We start from the raw sequence: 16,500 nt of genomic DNA, 5'->3' as shown, positions 1-16,500 counted from the left end.
GACAACCATGATTCCCGTCAATTCGGTGTTACAGGTCGGCCATTTCCCAGAGATTATGCAAGCGGAAATTGATCGACGCTTTAGCCCTACCCGACATCCAGACCCCTCTGCACCACCCCCACCTGGCAACTTTCAAGCGATCCTAGTTCGCTCTAATACCAAACTACCCGAGGCTTTGGTTAAACAAATCCCAACAATTCGACTGGTATCGACATGTGGCGTAGGTTATGACAATCTCCCCTTGGATTACCTGAAGTCAAAAGGCATTAAAGCTACCAATACCCCGGGCGTTCTCAATGATGCGGTATGCGAGCTCGCCATTGGCATGATGCTTAGCCTCATGCGTCGAATTCCTGAATCCCAAGAGCACGTCAAAAGTGGAGCCTGGGCAAAAGGTCTCTTCCAGTTAACCACCACTCTGGCGGGCAAAAGGGTTGGAATTGTGGGTATGGGTCGTATTGGTCAAGACCTTGCAAAACGCCTAGAGCCCTTTAAGGTTGAGATTGCTTACTCTGGCCCCAACTCTAAACCTGTACCGTATACCTATTACCCTGATATTAAAGACTTAGCTAAAGCTTGCGATGTCGTCTTCCTGGCTTGCCCAGCAACACCAGAAACTGACAATCTAGTGAATTCGGCTGTTCTGGAGGCTCTTGGGCCAAGCTCGTACTTAGTTAATATTGCGCGAGGCAGTGTCGTTAATGAGTCTGATCTTTTATATGCACTGCAACATAAAAAGATTGCTGGCGCAGCATTAGATGTCTTTAATAATGAGCCAAATCCAAACCCCGAGTTTCTAAAACTTGATAATGTCCTATTAACACCCCATATCGGTAGTGCCACCTCGGAAACACGGGTAGCAATGACCAAATTAGCAGTAGATAATTTAGAGGCTTTCTTTACACAACAACCACTTCTATCAGAAGTTCATTATTAAAACGGAGTCAGCATGCCCCTTACTTTGCATCCCTCTACATTGCCAGCGGTACTCTCACCAGTACTCACGCCATTTAAGGCTGACGGCAACCCAGATGCCCAAAAATTATTAAAGCAATGCAAATGGCTTGAATCGAATGGTGTTGGCCAAGCAGTGTTTGGCACAAACTCCGAAGCGAATTCCATGTCAGCTCCACAAAAAATGAGCACACTTACAGCACTAGTGGAAGGTGGCTTAAATCCAGCGCATATGATGCCTGGTACTGGCGCTACCTCGATTGACGCTACAGTCAACATGACACGTCATGCAGTAAATCTAAAATGTGCAGGCGTACTTATGTTGCCTCCTTTCTATTACAAAGACGTTACTGACGATGGTCTCTTCGCATATTTTTCTGAAGTGATTCAGAAAGTCGGCAGTGATGCTCTCCAGGTTTATATCTACAACATTCCACCTGTTACCAAAATCAATCTCAGTCTGTCCTTGCTCGAGCGTTTAACTAAAGAGTATCCAAAAACCGTCGTGGGCATGAAAGATAGCTCTGGAGATTGGGCTTATACCGAGTCCGTAATCAAACTATTGGCGCCCTCTGGTTTCCGTGTTTATGCTGGTAGCGAAGTATTCCTGATGCGCACTCTGCGTGCAGGCGGCGTAGGCTGCATCTCCGCAACTGCGAACGTCAATCCACACGCAATCGCCGATTTAGCAGCACATTGGAGAGAGTCTAACGCTGATGAGCGTCAAGCTGACCTCGACAAGGTGCGTAGCGTATTTGCTAAATATCAAATGATTGCTGGCATGAAGACTGCTGTAGCCCATTTCAGCAATGATTCAGAGTGGTTGCGTGTTCGCCCACCACTCATGCAACTTACTTCTGATCAACAAGCCCAGTTGATCAGCGAGTTAAAGAAAATCAATTTCAGTATGCCTGGTCTTTAATTTAGTTCACTATAGTTTTAGGAGACATTAATATGAAATTATTAAAAATCATTGCGCTCTCATTTAGCTTTTTATGGATGAGTGCCCAAGCACAAAATATTTCTATCGCTACCGGTGGAACTGGCGGTGTTTACTACCCAATGGGTGGCGGTTTAGCCTCTGTGCTGTCAAGCAAAGTTCCTGGCATGTCCGCAACAGCGGAAGTAACTGGTGGCTCTGTAGATAACCTCAACCTTATCGGCAGCGGGAAACCATATGTTGGCTTCTCCATGGCAGACGCTGCTAAAGATGCCCAGGTTGGTGAAGGTAAATTTAGCGGTAAGAAGGTTGACCTGAAAACTTTGGTAGTTTTGTATCCAAACTTAATGCACGTAGTAACAGTCGATTCAACTGGCATTAAGTCCATGAAAGACCTCAAAGGCAAGCGCATTAGTACTGGCGCCCCTGGAAGCGCAACAGAAGTAATGGCGTTCCGTCTACTTGAGGCGGCTGGCATAGATAAAGATAAAGATGTAAAGCGCGAGCGCCTTAGCGTAGCCGAGTCTGTAAACGCTGTTAAAGATCGCAAGATTGATGCCTTCTTCTGGGTTGGTGGATTACCGACTGCAGCAGTAACCGATCTTGCTAACACTCCTGGTACCAAAATCGTCATGATTGACACCAATGCTGAAGTGGCTGCCATGAATAAGAAGTACGGCAATCTCTACTTTGAGACCAATATTCCTAAGGCAACTTATAGCGGTATGAGCAAAGATAACAAGGTCGCTGCTGTTGCAAACATCTTAGTAGTCAATGCGAATATGCCAGATGATCAGGCATACAAAATTACCAAAGCTATTTTTGATAACAAACTGGATCTAGTTCGCACTCATCAGGAATATATGAATGTGAACCTTGAAAATCAGAAAGCAAAAGCAACTCCGGTTGACTTTCATCCAGGTGCTCTGAAGTATTACAAAGAAAAGAACGTCAAAGTTAACTAAAAGAGAGACAAGGGGTGAGTTAATCTCGCCCCTTTTAATTTAGAGCGGTACATAAACATACAAAAACTACAAATAATAGGTTGAGACATGAATCAAAACGTCATCGATAATGAGACACAAGAAAAACTAGACGCGTTTATCAAGCAAGAAGAAGGTGACTCTAATGACTACAAAGGTTTATTGGCCAAGTTCATCACCTTGGTTGCGGTCGGCATGTCTCTATTTCACCTATATGCTGCCTACTCCATCGTACCAACCCAGCAATTAAGAGTTATTCACGTTGCACTAGTTCTATTCTTGGTCTTTTTGAGCTTTCCTATCGCGGCTCGCTTCAAAAATCGCTTGATGCCTTGGGATATTGTGTTTGCAATCGGATCTATTGCGATTTCGTATTACATACTCAGTGGTGGCGATGATTTTATGGATCGCAATACTGCACCTAATCCTACAGATGTCTTAATGGGGATTGCTTTAATCTTGCTTATCCTGGAAAGCGTACGTCGTACGAACGGCATGATCCTGGTCACCGTTACCATCCTATTTTTGTTGTATGCACTTTTTGGTAACCACTTACCTGCTCCATGGACCCATAAGGGCTACGATCTTGATCGTTTAGTAGGTTATATGTACATGACGCTAGAGGGTATTTACGGAACGGCTGTGGATGTTTCCGCGACACTGATTATTCTCTTCACTATTTTTGGCGCCTTCCTCCAATTTACTGGTGCAGGCAAATTCTTTATCGACTTCTCATTTGCCGCTATGGGTGGCAAATCCTCGGGGGTTGGCAGAACCATCGTCATGTCCTCATTCTTGCTGGGCGGCCCATCTGGGTCAGGTGTTGCCACTACGGTTACTGTTGGCTCAGTTGCTGCGCCGATGTTAGAGAAAGTCGGTTACGAGAAAAATGCGGCAGGTGGATTGTTGGCTGCAGGTGGATTGGGGGCGATTATTTCACCACCCGTATTAGGTGCCGCTGCATTCTTGATTGCAGACTTCCTCAAGATCTCCTACCTCGATGTTCTCTTGATGGCCACTATTCCGACTATCTTGTTCTATCTAGGTTTATTTGTCATGGTAGAAATTGATGTTCGTAAATATGGGATGAAGAGTATTCATTTCGAGTCTGTTGAAACTGCGTGGCAGTTGACTAAAAAATATTGGTTCCACTTCTTCTCCCTGATTTCTATTGTGGTATTTATGTTGCTGGGCTTCTCTCCAGTGATGGCTGTGTTCTGGGCAACCGTTGTCTCAGCGCTGTCCAGTATGTTGCGTGAAGATACCGCAATCATTCCATGGTCATGGTTTAAGGGAAAAGAGCCATTCATCTCTGGACTCTACAACTCCAATCTCACCAAGGCCTTAGCCTCAGGCTCTACCGGTGTTCTCGCGATTGCAGCAACTTGTGCTGGCGCAGGATTAATTGTTGGAACGGTGACCCTGACTGGACTTGGTCTGAAATTTAGCTCAATCGTGATCCAGTATGCAGGCGGCTCTTTACTTCTCACCACCATCTTTACTGCACTAGTTGTTTGGGTTGTGGGGCTGGCAGTTCCTGTAACCGCCTCTTATATCATCTGCGCAGTGATTGCAGCTCCTGCTCTTATCAATTTAGGTGTGCCTGCATTTGCAGCCCATATGTTTATCTTCTATTACGCAGTATTGTCTGAGGTATCGCCTCCGACCGCGCTCTCTCCATTTGCAGCAGCCGCCATCTGCAAAGGCAATCCTTATAAAACGACCTTACAGACCTGGAAATACGTTGCACCAGCAATCTTGGTGCCGTTTATGTTTGTCTTGGATAAGTCTGGGGTAAGCCTACTTTTGATGGGCTCTACTGACGCTCTAGAAAAAGCGGATTGGTCACAGATTGGCTGGGTCTCATTTACTGCAGTCGTTGGCATTATCTGCCTTGCTGGCGGTCTACAAGGTTGGTTTATTGAAAAGACTAAAGTCTTCGAACGCGTCATTATGGTGGCTTCTGGCGTAGCGCTTGCTTACCCATCGACAGAAGCGGATCTTGTTGGATTTATTGGCTTTGGTTTAATTCTTGTTACTCAAACCATTCGACATATCAGGCTACGACCTAAATCCGCATAAATTGATTACTCAATAAAAACTAAAGCCCGCGACTAAAAAATCGCGGGCTTTTTATTTGGAAATTGAGAGTTTAGATAATTACTTAGAAATCTTCTTCCAAGCATCTTTCCCGGTGTACTTCTTAATTGCCGCTTCATCAAACTCAAAGCCCAATCCAGGCGTTTTATGCAAAATCAAATCGCCATTCTTGAAAGTCAATTGTTTATTAATTAAGCGACGGAAATTGAGCACTTGATCGTCTAAGAAAAACTCCACGAATCGCGCATTTGGAGTTGCAGCCACTAATGGAGCATGCAAATCATGCATCCAATGTGGGCACACAGTAATACCCTTCGCATCCGCATAAGCAGAGATACGACGCCATTCCGTAATACCACCACAAACAGCGGCATCTGATTGCAAAATCGCAGCGCCACCGGCATCAATTAATTCTCGAAAACGCCAACGTCCTGCTTCCATTTCTCCAGTAGCTACATTGATGGTAGTTTGACGAGCTAAAGCAGCATGCAAATCAATTGCATCTGGAGAGAAAGGCTCCTCAATCCAATACGGGTTATAAGCCTCAAATCGTCTGACATACTCCAGCGCCGTTGGCAGATCACGCCAAGCATTATTTGCATCTAGGGTCAGCAAAACATCTTCACCAATCGCTTTACGGGCCGCTTTCACACGAGCCTCCTCTTCAGTCGGGGAGAGTCTTCCTACCTTCATCTTTACCGCTTTAAAGCCCTGCTTTACGTAGGACTCCATTTCTTTTCCAAGTTTTGCAGGAGTTTTTCCATCTAAGTAATAACCGCCGCTGGCATATGCAGGAACACGATCATCCACTACAGACCCTAAGTAATGGTGAAGAGGCAAACCAGCAGCGCGAGCATTTAAGTCCCACAAAGCATTATCCAAAATAGAAATGCCACGCATCACCGCGCCTGCACGCCCTTGCAAAATAGATTCGTTATACATATCCATCCATAAGCCTTCGCTGCGATGGCTGTTTTGACCAATCAATTTTGGGGCTAGAAGCTGTTCAATCGCGATCTTCGCAATATCTCCACCCGCGCTACCGACATAGCAAAAACCAATACCCTCATTGCCATCTTTGCCACGAACCTTAACAATGCAATAGTGGCGCTCAGACACAGTCCGAGTTGAAAATGAGGTGACTTTATCCAGCGGCACGGCTACTGATGCAACCTGGACTGATTCGATGATCGGCATCTAAACTCCTTTTATTGAAAAAATCATTTTAGCCAGTATTGAAATAGTCAGTTTGTGGCAAAGCGGATGAATTTATTGCGCTACAACATAATTCTGAATCTATTGGGCAACATTATTAGATAATGATGGGGTGAACAAAAATGCTTTAGCTCCAACTCGGCTTGTGAAGAGGTTTCAGCGCCCGCTAGCCTGTTTATTACTAGGCCTATCCATGGGCTTTAGCCCCTTGGCGCAATCTCAAACAAACCAGCCCCGCAAAAAAGTGGCCGTTCAAACTACCAAGCAAATTGGGTTTAAGGATAAATCCGCTGGAGTAAATACCAAAAGTTCCAGTATGAGCTTAAATCCTGAGCTCTTTCAACGAAAAAATCCGAACGAACTCATTCTTGATAATGATGCCAACTTAGACTACCGAGTGGTTCAAGGCTGCTTACGACGCAACTTCAATGAAGACAATCTTCCGGCTTCAATTGGGATCGACAACCGTCAATTTTCAGAGTTTTTCAAAAGTCAGACCAAATCATTCTTCGATCGCATGCGTGGAGATTGCATCCCTTACGCTGCCGCTTTTACCACTCGCAATCGCTTTGACTCTCTGAGCATCATGAATGGCCCATTTCAGGATAGCAAGACAGAAGTATGGACCTTCACTCCATCCGCATTTGGCGGGTTTTTGGTTCAACAAGATTTATTAAAGAACGAATCTAAAAACCTTTCTGAAATTCGGGTGCCCCTCAAAGAAGTCTTGTATGACCAGCGTAAATTAGGCGATAAATTGCCAGTTGAATTGGTGTGGGAGCTGAACTCCATCATCAAACAGATTTATCCAGAAGACAATAATTCCTTAGAAAATACAAATAGCGTTGTTCGCTTAATTGTTGATTTTGGCGATCGCCAAAGATGGGCACAGATCTGGGCCGTCGAAATTACCGACCCAATTAATAATGAAATCTTTTCCAGCGCATTTTGGGTAAGTCGCAATGATATTCCGGGGGCATTTTTTACTGGCAACGGCGAAGCGCTAGAGCGCTCATTTTGGACCAACCCATTGAGCTATCGACGCATTTCTCGTGGCGTAGGCATGGTTCGGTCAGGAGGCGCAAAGCGATCAAAAGCCAATACTGCTGTCACCAAGCCAGCCCAAGCAACCCAAACAAAACAACGCTATCGGGCACATATGGGTATTGACTACGCCGCCCCCATTGGAACACCGGTATTTAGTGTTGCTGATGGCAAAGTGGTGCATCTAGGATATAGCGGTGCTTTTGGCAATCTCATTGTTTTAGAGCATCCTGGTGGCTATCACACGTACTATGCGCACCTAAGTAACTACAACAATGAACTGGAATTAGGAAACGAAGTGAGAAGGGGTTTTGAAATTGGTTACGTTGGCTCAACTGGCAGATCAACAGGGCCTCACCTTCACTTTGAACTTAGAAAAGATGGCATCTATGTTGACCCCTACGCCTCCAAAACTCAACTAGATTTATGGTCGATGCGTGATAACGAAAGTGGTCAGCTAACAAGAGAAATTTTACTGTTAGGAAGCCCGATTACACGCTAATCGATCGTTATCAGACGATATTGAAAGATCAAATAAATAAAGGGGTTCAAATGAACCCCTTTATTTTTAGTCCTTTAGAGAGGGCTGGCTAATTAACCTAATACCAATACTGGTAACTTAGAGTGTACGATTACTTCATGCGTTTCACTTCCCAGCAAGATGCCTTTGATGCCGGTACGCTTATGCGAGGCCATCACAATCACATCGGCCTTCGCCTTCTTGGCACCATCCAAAATACCTTCGGAAAGATTGGTATTGGAAATATGCAAAGTCTTTGCTTTAATGCTAGACCCTAGAGCCGTTGCAGCTTTTTTAAAGACATCTTTGGCATAGGCTTCGCAAACCTTCTTATGCTCTTTGGCGGAAATTCCATAACCCATTGTGCTATCGGAATAGACCAAAGGTGGAAGGGGATCAGAAACATAAACCAAAGTCACGGCTGCGCCGTCCGCCTTAGCAAGTTCAGCCACCTTTTTGAGTGACTTTTTGCTGATATCCGAACCGTCTACCGGTACTAATAAATGCTTAAACATACCAATCTCCTTTAAATTAACTACCAATCTACTCTTTCCATCATAATGCTTATTATTCGCCTATAAAAGATCAAAAGGTAAATTAATTGCTCAAATATTTTGGGATCTACCTATCATTTCTAGTCTGCCTACTAACGGTCGATTTAGTCTGGCTCTTAGGGATCGCAAAAAACCTATATCGCAATGAAATGGGTGATTTGATGGCTAGCGAACCCAAGCTCATAGCCGCACTGGCCTTCTATTTGATTTATGCCTTTGGGGTCTGTATTTTTGTCATAGGCCCAGCTCTATCAAAACAGTCATGTACTGATGCCCTAATATACGGAGCCCTCTTCGGCTTGTTCTGCTACATGACCTATGACCTCACTAATCTGGCTGTAATTCGAAATTTTCCAACTAAGCTAGCATTCATTGATATTGCTTGGGGATCTTTTGTGACGGCCCTATGTTCTGGCGTAGCCTATTGGGTAGGCAATCGATTCTCCTAAAACCATGTTCTTTTTTCACCCAAAAATTCTGGACTCTTTTCAAGGCTACAACCGTAGCCTTTTGACTAAGGATGTATTAGCAGGCATTACGGTTGGCATTGTTGCCCTACCCTTAGCAATGGCATTCGCGATAGCAAGTGGCCTCAAACCAGAAGCAGGCATCTTTACCGCCATTGTTGCTGGCGGACTCATCTCTCTTCTAGGTGGTAGCCGTGTCCAAATCGGTGGACCAGCTGGCGCATTTATTGTGATTGTGTATGGAATTGTGGAGCGTTATGGCATTCCGAACTTGTTACTTGCCACCGCAATGTCAGGAGTGATGCTATTTCTCATGGGGGTTTTTAGGTTAGGTAATTTGGTGCGCTTCATTCCCATCGCTGTCATCATTGGCTTTACCAACAGTATCGCCTGTTTGATTGGTATTTCTCAAATCAAAGATTTTTTTGGTCTCACAGTTGAGAAAATGCCCGCTCAATTTTTCCCTATGGTACAGGCGCTTTATGCGGCTGCAGATACCTTCAACATCGTTGCTCTGGGTCTTGCTAGCGCGAGTTTGATCATTATCGTAATCTGGAAACTCATTCAGAAAAAATTAGGATGGCTTGGCCATCTTCCTGGAACGGTAGTAGCAATGGCAATCGCTACAACTGTTACCGGCTTATTCAACTTACCAGTAGATACGATTGGCAGTCGCTTTGGCGGCATTCCATCCAGCTTACCGCATTTTGAATGGATTCCAATTAGTTGGAGTACAGCGCAGTACATGGTCACACCTGCATTGACCCTAGCTCTACTCGGTGCAATTGAATCCCTGCTTTGTGCGCGCGTTGCAGATGGATTGATTCATGATCGTCATAACTCCAACCAAGAACTGATGGCACAAGGTGTAGCTAATTTGTTCAGCCCATTTTTTGGCGGCATGCCAGCAACCGGTACGATTGCTCGAACAGTCACTAATATTGAAAGTGGCGGAAGAACGCCAATCTCTGGAATAGTTCACGCAAGTACCCTACTAGTCGTGGTGCTGTTTGCCGCCCCATTAGCAAAAGATATACCCTTAGCAAGCTTGGCAGCCATTCTGATGTACGTCGCATGGAATATGGGTGAGTGGCGAAAATTTATTGATCTCAAGCAATTTCGTTTACCCTATCGCCTCACGATTCTGAGTGTGTTCATACTCACAATTATTCTAGACCTTACGGTTGCAGTTCAAGTGGGGTTGCTCTTTGCTTTTATTACTTTCATCTATCGCATATCCAGTCTCTCACGATGCGAACCAGCTGATATTCAACACTATCCGGCACTAGAAAATCATCAAGGCCGAATTGATGCCTATCGTATTTATGGTGCAATCTTTTTTGGTGCAGTAAAACTGCTCGAGAAGATTGAGCAAAACCTACCATCGCAAATTTTGCTTTTAGATTTAAAGAACGTTATTTACATCGATACTTCTGGAATGGAAGCTATTACGGAGCTTTCGCATTTATGCAAAATTCGGAATATTAAACTCATCATCTGTGGTCTTGATCATCAACCTTATGAAATGGCACAACGTAGCGGCTACCTACAGACCCTAGAATTAGATTGCTTACATCCCGACCTTGCGTCTGGAATTGCTGCAGTAACACACTCCTAATTACCAAGACTCTTGAATCCAGATAACCCTAGATGTGATGAAGGATGATTATTTTTTCCAGCGAGCCATGGCAGCTTCATCTGTGACCCTAGCGTCTACCCAACGACCGCCATCAGGAGTTTCTTCTTTTTTCCAGAATGGGGCAGCGGTTTTTAGGTAATCCATGATGAACTCACAGGCGGCAAACGCTTCACCTCTGTGTGCGCTAGTGACAGCAACCAAAACGATTTGATCTTCAGGTAGTAATGGACCTACTCGATGAATGATTAAAGCTTCATAGATATTCCAGCGAGATTTAGCCTGCGCAACAATTTCCTCAAGGGCTTTTTCAGTCATGCCAGGGTAATGCTCCAGGGTCATTTCCCTGACTTGACTACCATCATTCAAATCACGCACAGTACCTAGAAAAGTAACAACTGCTCCGACTCTGGGATCACCTTTTCGAAGTGCTGCGATCTCTGAACTGACATCAAAGTCTTTCTCTTGAATACGGATCAATGACTGAGTCATATTAGCCCCCAGTTACTGGCGGAAAAAATGCCACCTCAGCACCGTCGATCAAAGCAGTATTAGCATCAACCATGGTTTGATTCAGGGCGCAGCGCAGTGACTTACCCTCTGCCAAAGCTTCAGCCCAAACCCCACCGCGCGCAATTAAATGCGCACGAAGTTGAGATACCGTTTTTACCTCTTCCGACACCTCAATAGTCTCTTGCGATGCGCCCAAGGTTTCTCGTAAAGAAGCAAAAAAGCGTAATTCGAGTTTCATGAGTTAATCGTAAACCGATTATTTGAGAAGCGCATCAAAAGGGATGTATTTCACTAGATCGCCTTTATGAATTGCCTGCCCTGGAGGGCAATCTACTAGCCCATCACCCCAAGATGCGCTGGTGAGGACTCCAGAACTTTGATTTGGGAATATATCAAGTCCACCCCGCTCATTCATTTTGACGCGTAAGAATTCATTACGACGATCCGCCTTTAACCAATCAAAATCAGCACGTACAAAGTAGGAAGGTGTCGCAGTGATGTCACGGCCTTGCAATTTCAAAATAAACGGTCTGACGAATAATAAGAAAGTAACAAAACTGGATACTGGATTACCAGGCAATCCAATAAACCATGCTTCATCATCACCCTGATCTGACTTACGAACGGCGCCAAAAGCCAAAGGCTTGCCAGGTTTAATTGCAATCTGCCACAGATCCAATCTACCCTCAGCAGTCACTGCAGGCTTAATATGATCTTCCTCACCAACCGAGACTCCACCAGAGGTAATGATGAGATCATGATCCTTACCTGCGCAACGCAAAGCCTCTCGAGTCGCATCCAAACGATCGGGAACAATACCTAAATCACTTGCATCGCAACCCAAAGAACGAAGGCAAGCCAATAAAGTGTCGCGATTAGAGTTGTAAATACCTCCAGGTTTTAAAGGCTCACCAGGAAGCGCTAACTCATCACCGGTAAAGAATGCAGCAACTTTCACACGTCGCTTTACATTCAAATGGGTTAGACCTGCTGAAGCAGCCACCCCTAATTCTTGTGGTCGCAAAAAAATACCGGCAGTCAACGCTGTTTTTCCAGTGCTCAGATCTTCTCCGCGCCGACGTATCCACTGTCCAGCCGCAGGAACCGCATTAACCAGCACTTGATCATTCGATCCCTCAGGAATAGCACAATCTTCTTGCATGACTACCGCATCAGCACCAGGAGGAATTGGAGCACCAGTAAATATACGCGCAGCAGTTCCCGGTTCTAGCTGGGTGCCTACCGAACCTGCTGGTATGCGTTGCGCTACTCGCAACACCTGACCAGAACTAGCAGTATCAGCAGTGCGAACCGCGTATCCATCCATCGAAGTGTTATCTAAAGGAGGGACATCCACTAGAGACTGAACGTTTTCAGCGAGAATACGACCCAATGCAGCTTGCACTGGAACATTTTCATGTTCATGAACAGGATTTGCGTGTGAGAGCAAATGGTCTAAGGCCTGCTGCGCAGTCAACATCGGTAGCTTAGTCATAACAATACTGATTACTGGCTTATCTCTGATTAGTTAATTGAGATGCGTAGCAATAAAATCTTTCACTTGATTTACATCAGCATCAATATTGACTACGCGTTGCGGCTTAGACTTAATATCCTGGAATGCTGGAGGGCACTCAGCCGGACGACCCAAAGCCTCTTGAATAGTTTCTTCAAACTTAATTGGCAAGGCAGTCTCTAAAACAATCATTGGCACACCAGTTTGCAAATGCTCACGCGCTACCTTCACTCCATCGGCCGTATGTGTGTCAATCATGATGCCGTATTTCTTTTCGACATCACGGATGGTTTCCAGACGATTGGCATGGGTGCTGCGTCCAGACTGAAAGCCATACTGATCTAGCTCTTTAAAGACCGCTTCTTTGGAGATATCAAAGCCACCTACCTCATCAACTTGCTTGAACATACTTGCAGTCGCTTTTCCATCTCGACCCATAAAGTCAAAAACAAAACGCTCAAAGTTGCTTGCCTTAGAAATATCCATCGAAGGGCTTGATGTATGCAAAGTTTCCGCAGACTTGCGAGCACGATAAACACCAGTACGGAAGAACTCATCTAGCACATCATTTTCATTGGTTGCCACAACTAGATGCTCAATTGGTAAGCCCATCATGCGAGCGATATGCCCAGCACAGACATTACCAAAATTGCCTGACGGAACAGTAAACGATACTTTTTCAGAACTCGATTTAGTTGCTAATAAGTAGCCTTGGAAGTAGTAAACCACTTGAGCCACAACGCGGCCCCAGTTAATCGAGTTCACAGTACCGATTTGGTTCTTCGCTTTAAAAGCGTGATCATTACTAACCGCCTTAACAATATCCTGACAATCGTCAAAAACGCCGGCCACCGCCAAGTTAAAAATGTTCGGGTCTTGCAGGGAATACATTTGTGCAGACTGAAATGCACTCATCTTGCCGCGTGGCGACAACATGAATACTTTGACACCTTCTTTACCACGCATGGCGTATTCCGCAGCACTACCGGTATCCCCAGAGGTGGCACCCAAAATGTTGAGCTGTTGACCAGCGCGTTTAAGGGCATATTCAAACAAGTTGCCCAACAACTGCATAGCCATATCTTTAAAGGCTAAAGTTGGGCCATTAGAAAGACTTAATAAACCGATGCGTGTTCCATGCTCCTCACCCAACCAATGTAATGGTGTGATGTCTTTCGCATTATCTTGTGGACGACCATTGCAATAGACTTGCTCTGTGTAGGTCTTACGCAATAAAGCACGTAAGTCAGCCTCAGGAATGTCATCGCAATACAAGCTCAGAATTTCATAGGCTAGATCAGCGTATGCCAGTCCACGCCAAGAATCTAATTGAGCAGGAGTAATTTGTGGGTACTGAGTTGGAAGATATAAACCACCATCTGGCGCCAATCCACCGAGCAGAATTTCTAAAAAAGATTGTTGTGGACTATTGCCACGAGTGGACTGGTAACGCATGTATTTGCTTAGTTTTGCTATGTTTGCTTATTGTTTCTCAAGACAGATTTTCTAAACGGATTTTTACTACTTCTCCTGCAACTGTTTTGAGATCTTGAATCTCTTTAATTGCCGCAAGCATATTTTTTTCTTTAGTCTCGTGAGTCAATGCAACCAAATCAGTTTGGCTCTCGCCCTCATCCGCCTCTTTCTGCAAGAGTGCATCTATAGATACACCATGTGAAGCCAGGATTTTAGTAATGTCTGCAAGCACACCTGCTTGATCAGCTACACGCATACGCAAGTAGTAACTGGTTGTAATTTCGCCAATCGGCAAAACAGGGGTGTTTTGAACGGCATCTGGTTGGAAAGCCAAATATGGCACGCGATGCTCTGCATCTGCGCTGAGCAAACGAGTGATATCCACTAAGTCGGCAATCACTGCGGAGGCGGTTGGCTCTGACCCAGCGCCTTTGCCATAGTACAGAGTAGTACCCACTGCATCGCCAAATACTTGAACCGCATTCATTGCGCCCTCTACATTTGCGATCAAGCGCTTTGCTGGGATTAATGTTGGATGCACGCGCAACTCAACGCCACCAGGTGTCTTCTTAGCGATACCGAGCAATTTGATGCGATAGCCTAATTGCTCTGCATAACGAATATCAATTGCAGCTAACTTAGTGATACCTTCAATGTGCGCTTTTTCAAACTGCATCGGAATACCGAATGCGATTGCGCTCATGATGGTTGCTTTATGAGCTGCATCCACCCCTTCAATATCAAAAGTCGGATCAGCCTCTGCGTAACCTAAACGTTGCGCCTCTTTCAATACGGTTTCAAAGTCTAGGCCTTTGTCACGCATTTCAGAAAGAATGAAATTCGTGGTGCCATTGATGATGCCGGCAATCCATTCGATGCGATTAGCAGTTAAGCCTTCACGCAAAGCCTTGATGATCGGAATGCCGCCAGCAACGGCGGCCTCGAAAGCCACCATAACGCCTTTTGCATGCGCAGCCTTGAAAATCTCATTACCATGAACAGCGATCAAGGCTTTATTTGCAGTAACCACATGCTTACCAGCAGCGATTGCCTCTAGCACTAGGTCTTTAGCAATGCCATAGCCACCGATTAACTCGACAACGATATCAATCTCAGGGTTATTGATCACCGCACGAGCGTCATTCACTACCTGCGCGCGATCTTTAACGATCTCTTTAGCGCGATCGACATTGAGATCAGCAACGGTATTAATCCGAATACCACGACCTGCGCGGCGAGTAATTTCATCTTGGTTACGGTCGAGAACAGTGAATACGCCACCACCAACGGTGCCAATGCCTAATAGACCTACTTGAATCGGTTTCATGATGCCTTTGCTGCGGTTGAAGAAGCCTTACGGCCATGCTTATTACGATAACGTTCGAGAAAACGCGCAAGACGTCCAATAGCCTCTTTTAGTACATCTTCATGAGGCAAGAACACTACGCGAAAATGATCAGGCTTGCCCCAGTTAAAACCAGAGCCCTGCACTAACAATACTTTTTCTTCTTTCAAAAGATCAGCAACAAACTGTTGATCATCTTCAATTGGATAAACCTCAGGATCTAACTTTGGAAATAAATACAATGCGGATTTTGGTTTCACACATGAAACACCAGGAATATCGGTAATCAGCTTCCAAGCAAGATCGCGTTGCTTAGCTAAGCGACCACCTTCACCGACCAAATCATTAATGCTTTGATATCCACCTAAAGCTGTTTGAATAGCGTATTGACCTGGAACGTTTGCGCAGAGACGCATTGAAGCCAACATATTGAGACCTTCAATATAGTCGCGTACCATCTCTTTATCCCCTGAAACCACCATCCAGCCAGCACGATAGCCACATGAACGGTAATTCTTGGAAAGACCATTAAAGGTAATGATGACAACGTCGGTAGACAAGGAAGCTAAAGAAATATGCTTCTCTCCGTCGTACAACATCTTGTCGTAGATCTCATCAGCAAACAAAATCAAACCATGTTCACGTGCAATTTGTGTGAGCTCAAGTAATACCTCTTTCGAATAAATTGCACCCGTTGGATTATTCGGGTTAATCACCACAATTGCTTTTGTCTTTGGTGTAATTTTTTTACGCAGATCATTTAGATCTGGCGCCCAATCCTTTGACTCATCACAAAGATAGTGAACGGGGGTGCCACTAGATAAACTCACAGCTGCGGTCCACAAAGGATAATCTGGGGTAGGCACTAAAACTTCGTCACCATCATTGAGCAATGCGTTCATCGAGAGCACAATCAATTCAGATACGCCATTACCGGTATAAACGTCGTCTAGATTGACGCCCTGAATACCTTTTTCTTGGCAATACTGCATGATGGCTTTACGGGCAGCAAAAATACCCTTGGAATCGGAGTAAGCGGAGGCATTACTCAAATTACGAATCATGTCCAACTGAATCTCTTCAGGGGGATCAAAACCAAAAACACCCACATTTCCGATGTTTAATTTGATGATTTTGTGACCCTCTTCCTCCATGCGCTGAGCAAGCTCAAGCACAGGCCCACGAATGTCATAACAGACGTTATCGAGTTTTTGGGACTTTAGGATGGGTTTCACAA

General features: G+C 45.0%; 15 protein-coding genes. 7 read left to right on the top strand and 8 right to left on the bottom strand.

The features are described from left to right. The first annotated feature begins 7 nt into the window (after nt 1-7). From NHB35_RS02500 to NHB35_RS02485, 4 genes are all read left to right on the top strand, one after another. Complete coding sequence (locus NHB35_RS02500; protein WP_353432827.1) at nt 8-937, top strand: 2-hydroxyacid dehydrogenase; 930 nt, start codon at nt 8-10, stop codon at nt 935-937. Nucleotides 938-949: 12 nt separating this feature from the next. Continuing rightward, on the top strand, nt 950-1,876 hold the full coding sequence (locus NHB35_RS02495; protein ID WP_353432826.1) for a dihydrodipicolinate synthase family protein: 927 nt from the start codon (nt 950-952) through the stop codon (nt 1,874-1,876). 32 nt (nt 1,877-1,908) lie between these two features. Next, on the top strand, nt 1,909-2,859 hold the full coding sequence (locus NHB35_RS02490; protein WP_353432825.1) for a TAXI family TRAP transporter solute-binding subunit: 951 nt from the start codon (nt 1,909-1,911) through the stop codon (nt 2,857-2,859). An 87-nt stretch (nt 2,860-2,946) separates the two neighbouring features. Then, nucleotides 2,947-4,959 (top strand): TRAP transporter fused permease subunit, encoded by a 2,013-nt coding sequence (locus NHB35_RS02485; protein ID WP_353432824.1) that lies wholly within the window; start codon nt 2,947-2,949, stop codon nt 4,957-4,959. Between the two features lie 78 nt (nt 4,960-5,037). Here the strand turns inward: NHB35_RS02485 and NHB35_RS02480 are convergent, their stop codons facing one another. Then, nucleotides 5,038-6,174, bottom strand: a complete 1,137-nt coding sequence (locus NHB35_RS02480; RefSeq protein WP_353432822.1) for a mandelate racemase/muconate lactonizing enzyme family protein — start codon at nt 6,172-6,174, stop codon at nt 5,038-5,040. Nucleotides 6,175-6,385: 211 nt separating this feature from the next. Here NHB35_RS02480 and NHB35_RS02475 point away from each other — a divergent pair, with 211 nt between their 5' ends. Beyond that, the gene (locus NHB35_RS02475) at nt 6,386-7,738 is read left to right on the top strand and encodes a M23 family metallopeptidase (RefSeq protein ID WP_353432821.1); all 1,353 of its coding nucleotides are present in this window, start codon (nt 6,386-6,388) and stop codon (nt 7,736-7,738) included. Between the two features lie 92 nt (nt 7,739-7,830). Here the strand turns inward: NHB35_RS02475 and NHB35_RS02470 are convergent, their stop codons facing one another. Next, nucleotides 7,831-8,271 carry a universal stress protein gene (locus NHB35_RS02470; protein WP_353432820.1) on the bottom strand — a complete coding sequence of 147 codons (441 nt, stop codon included), beginning with the start codon at nt 8,269-8,271 and terminating at the stop codon, nt 7,831-7,833. Nucleotides 8,272-8,357: 86 nt separating this feature from the next. On the opposite strand from NHB35_RS02470, the gene NHB35_RS02465 reads away from it, so the two are divergent. Together NHB35_RS02465 and NHB35_RS02460 are read left to right on the top strand one after the other, a co-directional pair. Continuing rightward, entirely contained in the window at nt 8,358-8,759 is a 402-nt protein-coding gene (locus tag NHB35_RS02465; protein ID WP_353432818.1) for a DUF2177 family protein, read from the top strand. A gap of 4 nt (nt 8,760-8,763) precedes the next feature. Beyond that, nucleotides 8,764-10,395, top strand: coding sequence for a SulP family inorganic anion transporter (locus NHB35_RS02460; RefSeq protein ID WP_353432817.1), 1,632 nt, complete (start codon nt 8,764-8,766; stop codon nt 10,393-10,395). Between the two features lie 48 nt (nt 10,396-10,443). Here NHB35_RS02460 and moaE read toward each other — a convergent pair whose 3' ends face one another. The 6 genes from moaE to NHB35_RS02430 are packed head-to-tail and all read right to left on the bottom strand — an operon-like array spanning nt 10,444 to nt 16,498. Beyond that, the gene (moaE, locus tag NHB35_RS02455) at nt 10,444-10,905 is read right to left on the bottom strand and encodes a molybdopterin synthase catalytic subunit MoaE (RefSeq protein ID WP_353432815.1); all 462 of its coding nucleotides are present in this window, start codon (nt 10,903-10,905) and stop codon (nt 10,444-10,446) included. 1 nt (nt 10,906) lies between these two features. Then, nucleotides 10,907-11,164, bottom strand: coding sequence for a molybdopterin converting factor subunit 1 (moaD, locus tag NHB35_RS02450; RefSeq protein WP_353432814.1), 258 nt, complete (start codon nt 11,162-11,164; stop codon nt 10,907-10,909). 18 nt (nt 11,165-11,182) lie between these two features. After that, nucleotides 11,183-12,406 (bottom strand): gephyrin-like molybdotransferase Glp, encoded by a 1,224-nt coding sequence (gene glp, locus NHB35_RS02445; RefSeq protein WP_353433372.1) that lies wholly within the window; start codon nt 12,404-12,406, stop codon nt 11,183-11,185. 48 nt (nt 12,407-12,454) lie between these two features. After that, on the bottom strand, nt 12,455-13,897 hold the full coding sequence (gene thrC / locus NHB35_RS02440) for a threonine synthase (RefSeq protein WP_353432813.1): 1,443 nt from the start codon (nt 13,895-13,897) through the stop codon (nt 12,455-12,457). Nucleotides 13,898-13,934: 37 nt separating this feature from the next. Continuing rightward, nucleotides 13,935-15,245: a homoserine dehydrogenase gene (locus tag NHB35_RS02435; RefSeq protein WP_353432812.1), complete on the bottom strand. Its 1,311-nt coding sequence runs from the start codon at nt 15,243-15,245 to the stop codon at nt 13,935-13,937. Further along, on the bottom strand, nt 15,242-16,498 hold the full coding sequence (locus NHB35_RS02430; protein ID WP_353432810.1) for a pyridoxal phosphate-dependent aminotransferase: 1,257 nt from the start codon (nt 16,496-16,498) through the stop codon (nt 15,242-15,244). Before NHB35_RS02430 ends, NHB35_RS02435 begins: the two co-directional genes overlap by 4 nt. Nucleotides 16,499-16,500 lie beyond the last annotated feature (2 nt).

This window comes from Polynucleobacter sp. MWH-UH23A (genome assembly GCF_040409805.1).
In the GTDB taxonomy this organism is placed as follows: domain Bacteria; phylum Pseudomonadota; class Gammaproteobacteria; order Burkholderiales; family Burkholderiaceae; genus Polynucleobacter.
Note: the sequence above shows the minus strand (reverse complement) of the source record. Positions and strands in the feature narration are given on the sequence as shown.

Coding starts and splice junctions, on each gene's coding strand:
- NHB35_RS02435 (WP_353432812.1), bottom strand. CDS start 15,245: ATGAAACCGATTCAAGTAGGTCTATTAGGCATTGGCACCGTTGGTGGT.
- NHB35_RS02485 (WP_353432824.1), top strand. CDS start 2,947: ATGAATCAAAACGTCATCGATAATGAGACACAAGAAAAACTAGACGCG.
- NHB35_RS02480 (WP_353432822.1), bottom strand. CDS start 6,174: ATGCCGATCATCGAATCAGTCCAGGTTGCATCAGTAGCCGTGCCGCTG.
- moaD (WP_353432814.1), bottom strand. CDS start 11,164: ATGAAACTCGAATTACGCTTTTTTGCTTCTTTACGAGAAACCTTGGGC.
- NHB35_RS02460 (WP_353432817.1), top strand. CDS start 8,764: ATGTTCTTTTTTCACCCAAAAATTCTGGACTCTTTTCAAGGCTACAAC.
- thrC (WP_353432813.1), bottom strand. CDS start 13,897: ATGCGTTACCAGTCCACTCGTGGCAATAGTCCACAACAATCTTTTTTA.
- NHB35_RS02495 (WP_353432826.1), top strand. CDS start 950: ATGCCCCTTACTTTGCATCCCTCTACATTGCCAGCGGTACTCTCACCA.
- NHB35_RS02470 (WP_353432820.1), bottom strand. CDS start 8,271: ATGTTTAAGCATTTATTAGTACCGGTAGACGGTTCGGATATCAGCAAA.
- NHB35_RS02490 (WP_353432825.1), top strand. CDS start 1,909: ATGAAATTATTAAAAATCATTGCGCTCTCATTTAGCTTTTTATGGATG.
- NHB35_RS02475 (WP_353432821.1), top strand. CDS start 6,386: ATGGGCTTTAGCCCCTTGGCGCAATCTCAAACAAACCAGCCCCGCAAA.
- glp (WP_353433372.1), bottom strand. CDS start 12,406: ATGTTGACTGCGCAGCAGGCCTTAGACCATTTGCTCTCACACGCAAAT.
- moaE (WP_353432815.1), bottom strand. CDS start 10,905: ATGACTCAGTCATTGATCCGTATTCAAGAGAAAGACTTTGATGTCAGT.
- NHB35_RS02500 (WP_353432827.1), top strand. CDS start 8: ATGATTCCCGTCAATTCGGTGTTACAGGTCGGCCATTTCCCAGAGATT.